At 53.4% G+C, this 12,157-nt stretch carries 11 protein-coding genes and 1 tRNA gene; 7 read left to right on the forward strand and 5 right to left on the reverse strand.

All coding sequences use genetic code 11. From position 1 onward, the window contains the following. Window positions 1-137: 137 nt before the first annotated feature. A complete protein-coding gene (locus tag EYC82_RS02605; RefSeq protein WP_279248000.1) occupies window positions 138-1,214 on the forward strand; it encodes a CE1 family esterase in 1,077 nt (358 codons plus the stop codon). A gap of 352 nt (window positions 1,215-1,566) precedes the next feature. After that, on the forward strand, window positions 1,567-2,886 hold the full coding sequence (locus tag EYC82_RS02610; protein ID WP_279248001.1) for a lipopolysaccharide biosynthesis protein: 1,320 nt from the start codon (window positions 1,567-1,569) through the stop codon (window positions 2,884-2,886). Window positions 2,887-3,000: 114 nt separating this feature from the next. On the opposite strand, the gene EYC82_RS02615 is transcribed toward EYC82_RS02610, so the two are convergent. Next, window positions 3,001-3,077, reverse strand: a tRNA-Arg gene (locus tag EYC82_RS02615). 84 nt (window positions 3,078-3,161) lie between these two features. Next, complete coding sequence (locus EYC82_RS02620) at window positions 3,162-4,670, reverse strand: flavin-containing monooxygenase (protein WP_279248002.1); 1,509 nt, start codon at window positions 4,668-4,670, stop codon at window positions 3,162-3,164. 202 nt (window positions 4,671-4,872) lie between these two features. On the opposite strand from EYC82_RS02620, the gene EYC82_RS02625 reads away from it, so the two are divergent. Continuing rightward, window positions 4,873-5,295 carry an Hsp20/alpha crystallin family protein gene (locus EYC82_RS02625; protein WP_279248003.1) on the forward strand — a complete coding sequence of 141 codons (423 nt, stop codon included), beginning with the start codon at window positions 4,873-4,875 and terminating at the stop codon, window positions 5,293-5,295. Between the two features lie 6 nt (window positions 5,296-5,301). Here the strand turns inward: EYC82_RS02625 and EYC82_RS02630 are convergent, their stop codons facing one another. Then, complete coding sequence (locus tag EYC82_RS02630; protein WP_279248004.1) at window positions 5,302-5,952, reverse strand: TetR/AcrR family transcriptional regulator; 651 nt, start codon at window positions 5,950-5,952, stop codon at window positions 5,302-5,304. 116 nt (window positions 5,953-6,068) lie between these two features. Between EYC82_RS02630 and EYC82_RS02635 the strand changes: the two genes are divergently transcribed. Continuing rightward, complete coding sequence (locus EYC82_RS02635) at window positions 6,069-7,355, forward strand: aromatic ring-hydroxylating oxygenase subunit alpha (RefSeq protein WP_279248005.1); 1,287 nt, start codon at window positions 6,069-6,071, stop codon at window positions 7,353-7,355. After that, window positions 7,352-7,912 carry an aromatic-ring-hydroxylating dioxygenase subunit beta gene (locus tag EYC82_RS02640; protein ID WP_279248006.1) on the forward strand — a complete coding sequence of 187 codons (561 nt, stop codon included), beginning with the start codon at window positions 7,352-7,354 and terminating at the stop codon, window positions 7,910-7,912. The genes EYC82_RS02635 and EYC82_RS02640 overlap by 4 nt, the downstream gene beginning before the upstream one ends. A 33-nt stretch (window positions 7,913-7,945) precedes the next feature. Here the strand turns inward: EYC82_RS02640 and recQ are convergent, their stop codons facing one another. Together recQ and EYC82_RS02650 are read right to left on the reverse strand one after the other, a co-directional pair. Continuing rightward, window positions 7,946-9,751 (reverse strand): DNA helicase RecQ, encoded by a 1,806-nt coding sequence (recQ, locus tag EYC82_RS02645; protein ID WP_279248007.1) that lies wholly within the window; start codon window positions 9,749-9,751, stop codon window positions 7,946-7,948. Window positions 9,752-9,792: 41 nt separating this feature from the next. Next, on the reverse strand, window positions 9,793-10,371 hold the full coding sequence (locus EYC82_RS02650) for a heme-binding beta-barrel domain-containing protein (RefSeq protein ID WP_279248008.1): 579 nt from the start codon (window positions 10,369-10,371) through the stop codon (window positions 9,793-9,795). Between the two features lie 351 nt (window positions 10,372-10,722). Here EYC82_RS02650 and EYC82_RS02655 point away from each other — a divergent pair, with 351 nt between their 5' ends. After that, window positions 10,723-11,667 carry a DnaJ C-terminal domain-containing protein gene (locus EYC82_RS02655; protein WP_279248009.1) on the forward strand — a complete coding sequence of 315 codons (945 nt, stop codon included), beginning with the start codon at window positions 10,723-10,725 and terminating at the stop codon, window positions 11,665-11,667. Then, entirely contained in the window at window positions 11,664-11,960 is a 297-nt protein-coding gene (locus EYC82_RS02660) for a chaperone modulator CbpM (protein WP_279248010.1), read from the forward strand. The genes EYC82_RS02655 and EYC82_RS02660 overlap by 4 nt, the downstream gene beginning before the upstream one ends. Window positions 11,961-12,157: the final 197 nt, after the last annotated feature.

Below are 12,157 nucleotides of genomic sequence, written 5' to 3' on the forward strand. Positions count from 1 at the left end.
CATATCAGTCTACCCTCAAGGCACCGCAGGCGCTTCAAGGGCTTCGTATTTCTTGAGGAGTAACCTAAACGGACCTCTGAACCACACAGCTGAACGCCAGATAGATCAATAATTATTCAAGCAGAGGGGCTTAGATTATGAGGCAATGCAGTTTTGGCTTAGTGGCTATTTTAGGGATAATGGCAGTATCTCTGCCTTGTTCGGCTGTCGATTTTTCGCCTGTATATACCAATATAAATGTTGATGGAACTTCAAGGAATTTTGGCTACTATGTGCCGGAGTCGTATGATCCATCGAAGCAGACGCCGCTTCTTTTTATGTTTCACGGCTTCGGCGGCAATAACAGCGAAGCAAGCGGGGGCTCTGCGGAAAATGGCTATTACGGGTGGCAGACCTCTGCTCACGAAAATGGATTTATTGTCATCTTCCCTCTGGGTACAGGTTTTTTACCTTGGGGCTTTGGTCAAAATTCGGATGATCTAGATTTCATTGATGAGATGGTTGTCTGGGCGAAGGCTAATTACAATATTCGGGAGACACACATTTTTACAACGGGGCATTCGTACGGCGCAATGTTCAGCTATGCCGCAGCAAGATGGCGTGGTGATGTTATAGCGGCTTTTGGAGAGCATTCTGGTAATCGCAGTACAGCGGTGCCCCCCGGGCCGAATCCGACACCCAAACTGAATGGAATTCTGCTACACGCTGTTGATGACGGCCTTGTTAACTATTCGGGTAGCCAAACTCTCTATGATGAACTCGTGGCGAACGGACACAACGTATATGAAGATGGCATCGGCATCGATGGCATTATAGAGGTCAATGGCTGGGGGCCAGACAATCATCGCTACCGCAAGGTTCATAATCAAACGCAGTGGGACTTTTTCATGGCAAGTGCGCCGCCGATAATTGATGACGACATTGATGATGATGGTGTGTCTGACGGAGAGGATAATTGTCCTTATGATGCTAACACCGATCAGCTCGATACCAATGGTGATCTAGAGGGAGATGCTTGCGACATAGATGACGACGGCGATGGTTGGGCCGATGTTGATGACAATTGTTCGTTGGTTGCCAACCCTCAACAGAAGGATGCTGATAGCGACAGCGTCGGCGACGTGTGTGACAACTGTGTCATCACGCCCAACACTGATCAGCTCGATGCCGATGAAGATGGTGTTGGCGATCTCTGTGGTGCTTTCGGTTGCTAGGCGGGCTTGAGGAAGCTTTTGATGCTGGATCCGTTCATGGCGAGTCCTCTTTTTTCTAAATCTGCGCGTCTCAGTGCGGATAATACAGGCTCCGCAGCCCGTCTTAAATGGTGCAGAACAATTACAGCGCTAGCGGGGGTCGAGCATTACTGTTTTCAGGCCTGATGACTTGTATCCATGAGGAGATCTGCTCACGATAGTTGTTTTTATTGTCCGATACTTGGACTTGATAATATTTTTTCTTGCTCCACGAGATTTTTGTCTGCATTGCATCGTCTTTACTAGTTTAGTAGTAACATTAGCATTTATCCGATGTAAACTTATGGCTGTTACATTTGTATAGGCGCAATGCATGAAAAAACCGTCTTCCATCGTGCTGCCAGCGCGTCAGGAAATTTTTTTTGGCCTGTGCTTAGGAGTAGCTCGCGGTGGTCTGGCTATTGTTGCGAGCATCTTACTGGCTCGCACCCTGAGCGTTACCGAATTTGGAGAATTCGCTTCCGGAATCAACCTGACAGTTATCGTGCTGATGTTCGCATCGTTGGGTACGGAGCGGCTGACGATGCAAGTTTTTCGTCGTGCCAAGCGCTCTGGTGATTTTGAAGCGGCGCGCGGTTTAAGAAGAATTGGGCCTATGGTGATCATTGGAACTTGCCTGGCTTGCATTGTGATACTTGTGCCAGCACACGTTGTTTTTCAAGATGACCCCTTTCACGAGCACATGAATTTCGCGCTGGTTCTGGCGCTTCTGCCCCTGCTTGCCCTGTCTCGCTTTTTTGTCGGTTCAGCGGCCGCACACGGAAGATATCTTCTAGGAAATTCGGTCCATAGTTTGGCCCCGTTTACCATTATTATTCTTCTAACGCTTTTGGTAACAGCCTTGGGCTGGGAGGAACTCGACGTAATCCATGCGGTAGTCATCTACGGGTTGGCTTATGGCGCAGTCCTTCTTGCTCTTTATCGAATTCGACAAGTGGCCGAACCAGAAGAATTTCGAAGGGGCTCGCATCGGCTCGAATCGATAGATTGGTTGCGTGCTGGTGCGTTGTTTTCCCTCGCGATGTTCTGCATGACAGTGTTGGACAGGGGGGGTGTAGTGGCCGTTAGTTGGTTTGCAGATGACGACACGGGAGCGGCTTTTCTGGGCGCGGCTGGAGAACTTGCTGGTTTTCTGCTGTTCCTGGCAATGGGGGCAAGTGCGGTTTTTTCACCTATCATGACCGATGCCGTCAACGATCAGAACACCGTCGCTTTGCGAAAAATTAACTTTGCGTGGTTTCGCTGGGTCGGCGGAACTGCGGTAGTCATCGGGGTGCTTCAGTTGCTTTATGCCAAGCAATTACTTGCTTTGTATGGTGAGGAATACGAAGTCGCGACGAGCGCATTTATAATTTACTTGGCCGGATTTACGATCAGTGCGTTCCTTCTTCTACCCATGATGGCTAGTCAATACCTCGTCGGTCTAGGGCAGTCCGTTTTTATTCTCGGTGGTTGGGTGGTTGCGGGGGTGATCGGAATGGCGTACTTGGGGAGGCACTTAGGCATCCAAGGCGTCGCAATCGCGCAGATCGGCGCGACGATAGGGGCCAATCTCGGCTGCATTTTAGCGGGTCACCGCGTCGTGGCAAAATGGAAACCAGAACATACGGGTGGCAAGGCTACTGACAAATAAACTCGCATTAGACGGTGATACGCTATTGCCGGTACCGCCATAGACTCTTTGCGCGCACCGCGTTTTTAGGCTTTGCAGGATTCTGTAAAAAAGCGATACAAAACAGAGGTCTAGTGGCCCGCCCTTCAGGATTCGAACCTGAGACCTTCCCCTTAGGAGGGGGACGCTCTATCCAGCTGAGCTAAGGGCGGCAAAATTGCGAAAGTGGATTATTCCGTGCTGCCTCGGCCATGGCAAGCTTTCGCCAGGCTCTGGTGGCAACTAATTGACTGCAGTCACTGGTGAATCAGTCTGTACTCAGAAAAATCGGGGTTGCGCATGTCCTTGAGATAGCGCAGAGGGCTCCAGGGATACAGGTTGGGAATACCACTGTCATCAATGTACCAGCTGTCACAGCCACCGGTATACCAGGTGGTGTGCTTGATTGCTTCGCCCATCGATTGATTATACGCCTCAAAAGAGGCCCGCTTGGGAGCAATTGCGGCGAGGTGGTCAGATTTCATCTTGTCCAGCATGCTGATGATGTAATCGACCTGATGTTCAGTGATGGTAATCAGGGAAAAATTGCCCACCGGCCCTGTCGGCCCCTCCAGCATCCAGAAATTGGGAAAATCCGGAATGGCTACGGCTCGGTGTGCTCGGGGTGAACCCTGCCAGCGTTGTTCCAGATCCGCGCCATTTTCTCCTGTCACGGTCGTGGGCAGAATGAAGGCGCTGGCGTCGAATCCGGTCGCCAGCACCAGCACATCCAACTTGTGCAGTGCCCCGTCAACTGTGCGAACGCCTTCGCTCTCGATGCTGCGGATATTGTCTGTGATGAGGTGGGTATCCGGTCGACTGACAGCGGGGTAGTAATCCGAGCAAACGATCAGGCGCTTGCACGTGGCGGCATAATCAGGCGTCAGTTTCTCGCGCAATTGCGCGTCGGGCACCGCGTCCTGTAGGTGCTTCAGGCAGGCACGCGTGATTAATTTCTGCATACGCGCATTGCCTATCGTCGCTTCGCTAAAGGTATGCAGGATAATACGCTTGTAAAAATGATAGGCCATGCGCCGCAGTGGTGGAAGCAGGGCCATCAACCGGTTCCAGGTCTTGCGATACTCGATCTGCGGCATCGGAATCATCCAGTGCGGGGTCCGTTGGAAGACAAGCAGTTCTTCTGTTTCCTCGGCGATAGCGCCGACAATCTGGCAGGCTGTCGATCCGGTTCCAATGACGCCAACACGCTTTCCGGCCAGATCAATATCGTGGTTCCAGCGCGCCGAGTGAAAGCGTGCCCCCGCGAAACTCTCCAAACCATCAATTGCGGGATACGCGGGGTGATGCAGCACGCCTGTTGCGGAGATGACAATATCGAATTCGAATTCCTCACCACTGTGGGTCGTTAATCGCCAGTGTGGTTTTTCGTAAACCAGAGCGCGTACGGGTGTGTTGAAGCGGATGTGCCGGTTGACATCAAAGTCCTGCGCGACGCTCTCAAGGTAGGCCTGTATATCGTGTCCATAGGAATACCGGTGTGACCAATCCGCTTTCAGCGCGAAACTGAAGCTATACCATCGGGAAGGAATGTCGCAGGACAAGCCTGGATAGGTATTTTCACGCCAGGTGCCACCTACGCGGCTGGATTTTTCATAGACGGTGATGTCGGTGTACCCCGCCTGATTTAGTTTTACGATCGCGGCAATGCCGGACATGCCGGCCCCGATAATGGCGATACGCGGTTGTTGCTGAGATGCTGCCCAGTGCGCTGCGCCCTGTGTGTCATGTTGATTCGATGTTTGCATAGGCAACTATTATGGCCGCTAGCGACAGAAACCCCAAGTTTGCTCTTCTGTCTTTTGGTCTTTTTATTCCTCAAGCGCAAAATCCCTTTTGATCTGCATCAACTTCTTGGATGAACGCTGTTGTGTTGCACTTGAAAAAGCGATTTCAGCACCCATTAAGTGAGACAGAGGCGATGATGCCTGAGTAAATAGGAGATACATTATGTCGTTAATTTCGCGAAACAACCTGTTTGATTTCGACGGTTTCTTTAGTGATTCCTTCCAGGCACAGGCGCATTCAGGTGCCAGTGCATTCCTTGCGCCTCGCGTGGATATACAGGAGCAGGGTGATCACTACGAGATTACAGCAGAGCTGCCTGGTATCGACAAGGATGATATTCATGTGCACGTTAAGGAAGGCGTACTGACGTTGGAAGCTGAGCGGGTCAAAAAACTTGATGACGAAAGCAAAGGAAAGATCATTCGGCAGGAACGAGCCTCCGGCAAGTACAGGCGTACCTTCAAGCTGGGCGAGAATGTGCAGGAGTCTGATATCGAGGCGTCATTCAAGGACGGTGTATTGACGTTACAGGCGCCCAAGCAGGTGGAGAAAGTGAAAGAGCGGCGTCGTATCGACGTACACTGAGGAAGGCTAGCTAACGAGCATAGCCCTGATGACTTTGCGTAACAGGTTTTTCTGTCGCGCGACATTCTCAGGATCCAGTAAATCGCCTTCCGCCAGGGAGGCGAAAACACGCTCGGAGAGAAAGTAGCCCGTAGTCAGGTTGAACATGGCGATGAGGTTGATAGCGAGGTCCGCGCGAGCCTGTTGTTTGTCCGGTGCCGGGGAGTCGCTCTCACCGTAGATCGTCATGCTTTGCATGCCTTGATCAAACAGCTTTTCCAGCCATGCGTAAACCATCTGGTTCCCGATCGATGCCGTGTCCCCTTGCAGCGCCCGCTGGAACAGTCCAGCCATGCGGGGGTGATCGTACAGCAGGTCCGTCATGACAGCAGGTAGGTCGGTATACTCGTGCAAGCTCGACGCAGCTGACATATGTCGCGTGAGGGCCTCGGCCATTGGGTTCAGAGCGCGAAACAGGACTGCCTCATAGAGCGCTTCCTTGCCGGCAAAATGGTTGTACAAGCCTGGCTGCGCAATACCAGCGAGCTCGGCGATCTGGCGCAGGCTGGTGCCGTCATAGCCCCGGGTGGCAAACAATTCCTCTGCAACGTCCACGATGCGGTTAGCGGTGCGCTGCCCCTTTGTTTCACGAGGCGTCTGGTTATCATGCCCAGGCATAAATTATCGATCGATTGCTAATATTTGAACAAAAAATAGCACACGGCCCTTCAATTATCGACGGAGGAGTGTATATACTGCAAAAAATTATTAACTGATAATTTATAGGCCGCCAGATGAGTCACCGTATCAGTGAGTTGGTCAGTACCGATGCCTCCCGTATCAGTCGGCGCTGCTGGTCAGAGCAGTGGGTTTACGAGCTGGAAAAAAGAGCAATTTTCGGCCGTTCCTGGCTCTTTCTTGGCCACGAGTCACAGATTCGTGATCCGGGTGACTTTGTGCAGGCTTACATGTGCGAAACGCCGATTATTCTGGCGCGGGGAATGAGCGGTGGTATTCATGCCAGCATCAATAGTTGCACGCATCGGGGGCTTCCCGTCTGCCGCTCCGACCATGGAAATGCCAAGCGGTTTGTTTGTCCCTACCACAGCTGGTCGTATTCAGTAGAGGGTGACCTGATCGCTATTCCGCAGGAAAGCGCGGTGAGCGGCAAGCCCGACAAAAGCAAGCTCGGTCTGAAGCGGGTTCCGCGGGTCGAATCGTGGCGGGGCATGATCTTTGGCAGCTTCGATGAAGCCATCGTGCCGCTGGAAGACTACCTTGGTGATATGCGTTTTTACCTCGACGCATTTTTCGACCGTTTCGAAAATGGCATTGAATTCATGGGTGCTCCGCATCGCTGGGTGCTGGATGCAAACTGGAAGTTGCCGGTTGAAAATCAGCTGGGCGACGTCAACCACGGTGCTTTCCTGCATGCCGCGATTATTCCCCGTGAAGCGCAGGATATTATAGAGCAAATCGGACATAGCGTGGTGACGGCACCAGGGCACGGTGCAACGTTCCGCTTGATGCCGGAGGACGCGCCTGTGGACGAGGTCGCTTGGGGGATGGAGGGCGTGGGTGCTATTCTTGGTGGTGCTGAGGTACAGGAGTATCTGCGCGGTATTCAGGCGAAGGCAGCAGAGCGCGTAGGCGATATTAGAGCCCGAATGAAGGGGCTGACTTACGGCATCTATCCTAACCTGTCGTTCCTCTGGTCCAATACGTCCTTCAAGGTGTCTCATCCGCGAGGCCCCGGTAAGGTTGAATATTGGTCGTGGCCCGCAGTGCCCGCTGACGCTCCGGACACGGTCAAAAAAATACTGCGCACTAATTATTCTTCGTTTTTTGGCCCCGCAGGAATACTCGAGCAGGAGGATGCGGAGGTTTGGGTACAGCAGTTCAATGGCAGCAATATCGATTTTGCCGAGGATCACAAGTACTTCTACGGGCTGGGACTGGGAGAGGAGAAGCCTCATCCTGATTTTCCAGGCCTTGTCAGCGTTACTGCAAATGAGTTTTATGCCCGGCATTTTTTTGCGCGCTGGCGGGATGAATTGATGGCAGTGGAGGATGTGGAATGAGCGCTGTGTCAATGGATACAAGCCCTGAGCAACACCGCGCACTGGAGCGATTTTACTTCCATGAAGCGCGTTTGCTCGACAATCGACAATATAAACAGTGGCTCGCATTGCTCTCGGAGAGCGTGCGTTACGTGGTGCCGTCACGCGTGAACGTGCAGGTCAATAACCGCGACCGGGGTAATGAGGAGATGCTCCACCCCGATCGCGAACTGGAGGGTAGCGACTCCATGGGTGCACCCTTGAGAGAGGAGGGATACAGCTTGCTGATGCTGCGTGCTGAGCGCGCTTATAAAATTAACTCATGGGCGGAGCACCCGCCGGCACGCACCCGTCGGATTGTCGGTAATATCGAGTTAATGGAGAGGGACGGCAACCGGCTTCATGTGCTCAGCAATTTTCATCTCTACTATGCACGTCCTGGCAGTCGCCACACCCTTTACAGCGGTCAGCGCAGAGATCTTTTAAAGGATACCCCGCAGGGGTTCAGGATTGAGGATCGTGAAGTGGTATTGGACTACGCTGACATCGAGCTGCCCACGCTCGGATTGTTTTTCTAGGCGTTCGAAACAAACGGAATCTGTGTGTTAATTTCAAGTAATAGTGGCTTGAAGATGGCCGTTGATCACAGCAATAAAGCTACCACCGTATTTTTGCAGCTTGCGCTCGCCCACACCGGTGAGCTGGCCGAACTGTTGCGGATTTGTGGGTAAGCTTTGGCACATTTCCTGCAGCGTGCGGTCATGAAAAATCACATAGGGTGGTACATCCTGTTGCTCGGCAAGCTCTCGGCGGTGTTCTCTGAGCGCCTCCCACAGCGCAATATCAATGGTGTCTGGTAGCGCAGTGCGCGTGGTTTGTTTTGCGACCTCTGTCGTGGTGTCGCGCCTCAGATTGATTGCTTCGTTGCCTTTCAAAAGCGGGCGACATTTGTCTTCGAGACGCAGTGCTCCAAACCGTTCGAGGTCCACGCTCAGATAGCCCCTTGCTACCAGCTGGCGAAACACAGAGCGCCACTGATTATTATCGATATCGATTCCCAGCCCGTGCAGCGGCAGCAGCTGGTGGTCAAATTGGTGAATTTTGTCTGTGTTGGCGCCTCGCAAAACGTCAATCAGATGGTTTACGCCAAAACGTTGGCCGGTGCGATAGGCGACACTCAAAGCTTTTCGTGCCGCATCCGTGCCATCCCAGGTGGCCACCGGCTGCAGGCAGGTGTCACAGTTGCCACAGGGGTCTGGCAGGTTTTCCCCAAAATATGAGAGTAAAGATTGTCGCCTGCAGCTGGTCACTTCGCACAGACCAAGCATCGCGTTGAGTCGGTGCTGTTCTGCACGTTTAAACGCATCATTGCCCTCGGAGGACGCTGTCATTTGACGCAGTTTGATGACGTCTTGCAGGCCGTACACCATCCAGGCGTTCGCGGGCTCGCCATCGCGCCCGGCGCGCCCCGTCTCCTGATAATAGGCTTCCACGGTTTTAGGCATGTCCAGGTGTGCCACGAAGCGCACATTAGGTTTGTCTATACCCATGCCGAACGCGATAGTTGCGACCATCACCAGGCCCTCTTCGCGAAGAAAGCGTGACTGGTGCTCGGCTCTCAGGTTGCTGTCTAGACCCGCATGATAGGGCAGGGCGTTGAATCCGTGTGATTGCAGCCAAGCGGCGGTTTCGTCGGTTTTTTTACGCGACATGCAATAAATAATGCCGGCGTCAGTTGGATGCTCTTCTTTCATAAAGCGCAACAGTTGTTGTCGAGCATTATTCTTGAGTCCAATTCGGTAGCGGATATTCGGTCGGTCGAATCCGGCGATAAAATGCTGGGCGTCGCCAAGAGCTAGCCGGGTGATAATTTCTTCTCGCGTGCGTTCATCGGCTGTGGCGGTTAATGCGATGCGGGGAATGTGCGGAAACTGCTCGTGCAAGAGACTCAACTGGAGGTAATCGGCTCGAAAATCGTGGCCCCATTGGGACACGCAGTGTGCTTCGTCGATAGCAAACAGCGCGACGGGGGCCTGTTGCAGTAGCGCCAAAGTGCGCGGTTGTTTAAGACGCTCCGGTGCGACGTAAAGGAGATCCAGCCTGCCTGCAAGCAGATCTTGCTCCACCTGTTGCGCTGTCTGCTGATCCAGTGTGGAGTTGAGGTAAGCCGCTGCGACATCCTGTTGTCGCAGCGCATTTACCTGATCCTGCATGAGTGCGATTAATGGCGAAATAACGATACCGCAGCCGTCTCTTACGATAGCCGGTATCTGATAACACAGCGATTTTCCGCCGCCTGTGGGCATCAGTACCAGGGCATTTCCACCGGATACCAATGTCTCGATAATCCTGTCCTGGGGCGGGCGGAAGGCGCGGTAACCAAAGGTGGTGCGCAGAATGTCAGTGGCGGTTGGCATGGGTGCCATTATACCCTGCAATAGTCAGGTCGTGATCGCGATCAGTCGGGGTCATAGGTTATTCGTTGCAGTTTACTCGCGTCGATATGTTCGAAATCGGCGCCGTAAATGTGCAGCGATGTGGTCTCTCTGTAACTGAGTATATCGTCCTGCAGAATCAGTTTCATGGTAAAGGCTCTGGTTTTTGCTTTGTCTTTCATGAAAGGAGATTGCAGTACGCCAAAGGTGTCGTCCCCTGCTGTTGCGCTCACATCGAACACGAGAGCCTGCCCTTCAGTTGCCAGTTTGCCGCCGGCCAAAATGCAGACGCCTCGGGGTATGGTGAGCGAGTGCATGATGGTGTGGGTCGCGGGCTCATAAAGCCAGTGCCCGATCTGGTCGTGGAAGATCAGGCCGCTGCATGATTTGCGCACTACGTGACGGTATCGCACACCGACCAGTTGCTGTTCCTCGGCATTTTCAGCCGCGCCAGCCACTCTGAATGTGAGTTCGTCGGTAAATGCGGTCTTGTCGTCCTGAGCCTGGTTGTCCGGGGAGACATCCATGCCTCTCTTGCCAGACCATTGCCCGAGCAGTCCGGCTAACGGCCCATACTCTATTCCATCGATCACGCTGTCCATAATAGTCATACTCCCCGAATGCGCGTAGCGCGTTAATGTATCAGTTTTCGCGCTTCTACAGTGTGCTTTTGCGATCTTGGCGTAGAGATAGCGTGCGCTGGTCGCGGGAACACGTAGGTTCGCCCCGGCAAGCGAGATAGGATGACGTGCTTCAAGGAAACGGGGAAGCTCTCTATGTGTTAAACCCGGATGTGTGCAGTGTGCAGACCCGCCTCGCGAGCGCGTTTTTCGATAGGTAAAGTTGCATCGATTGGCGTTTACGTTTATCAATGACGTAAGACGTTAGTTCTGTCCGCGCCCGAAGTGGCTGGGCAAGGTTTGGAATAGTGTTGTACAACAGACTGGAATAATATGGAATTCAAGAACTACTACGAGGTGCTGGGTGTAGTACCGGAGGCCGATGCAAAGACGATCAAGTCAGCCTACCGAAAACTCGCTCGAGAGTACCACCCTGACGTGAGTGAGCGCGACGGCGCTGAAGACCGCTTCAAGGAGATATCAGAGGCTTACGAAGTGCTCAAGGATGCTGGCAAGCGCGCTGAGTACGACCAGCTACGGGAGTATGGCGGTGACGGCGGCTTTCAGCCGCCCCCCGGATGGCAGGCCGACCCGCGGTCGTCGGACGGCGGTGAATTTCAGGGCGGATTTTCAGATTTTTTCGAGTCGGCGTTTGGTCAATCAGGCCATGGTTCGCGACAGGGCTTTTCGCGGCAGCACTTCAGCGAGCGCGGTGAGGATATAGAATTTCGACTTGCCGTTTTCCTCGAGGAGGCCCTGCGTGGTGAGGCTCGTACCATTCAGTACGAAGTGCCGTTTTTTACCGATCAGGGCAACCTGGCTCGGCAGAGCAAGACGCTCAAGGTGAAGATACCTCCGGGAGTGATTGACGGTGAGCGAATTCGACTCAAAGGTCAGGGCGCTCCCGGTATTGGCGATGCGCCGTCGGGAGATTTGTACCTCAATATTCAACTGGCGGCGCATCCGCTCTATGCGGTGGAGGATGCTGATCTGTCTATTACGGTACCCCTGGCACCCTGGGAGGCGGCACTGGGCGCGACGGTGACGGTGCCAACGCTCGATGGTGCCATTCGCTTGAGTATTCCTGCGCACAGCCAGACCGGCCGGAAGCTGAAAATTCGCGGCAAGGGATTGGGTCGGGCAGATAATCAAGGGGATCTGTACGCTATCTTATCGGTGGTTATGCCGGAAGCAGATGAGCACTGTGATGAGCTTTGGCAGCAGCTCGCTGAGCGGTCCACTTTTGCGCCGCGTGGGCAGTGGGAGAATAAGGAATGAGTGAATATACTATGAGTATGACCGTTGTGGAGGTTTGCCAGTGCGCGCGGTTGCCCCTTGACACGCTGGTGGAGATTGTCGATACCGGTATTGTCGAACCAACGGGTAGTCGGCCGCAGGAGTGGCTGTTCGACAGCCAGATGGTGGTCGTTATCCAAAAAGCCCACCGCTTGCAGCGGGATCTTGAAACCGACTGGAATGGGGTTGCACTTGCCCTGGGACTGCTGGATGAGCTGCGCTCGGTGCGCGCGGAGAACGATCGCCTGCGACGGCTAATGGTCATCGCAGAATAACTGCGGCGCAGCGCAGACCATCGTCTGAATGCTGGAATGCGAAAGTGTAAACAGGGTTCGTGGCGAGTGGGCGCACTGTGATAATGTATCGCACACTTCAGTAATTTTTGCGGCGTGCAAGAAGCGATGGTTGGTCCGTTTGATTTCTAACGATTCCCCGGGTACTAGAATGGGTCACCGGCTCGCGCGACACGTTT

This window comes from Candidatus Marimicrobium litorale, from assembly GCF_026262645.1.
In the GTDB taxonomy this organism is placed as follows: domain Bacteria; phylum Pseudomonadota; class Gammaproteobacteria; order Pseudomonadales; family Halieaceae; genus Marimicrobium; species Marimicrobium litorale.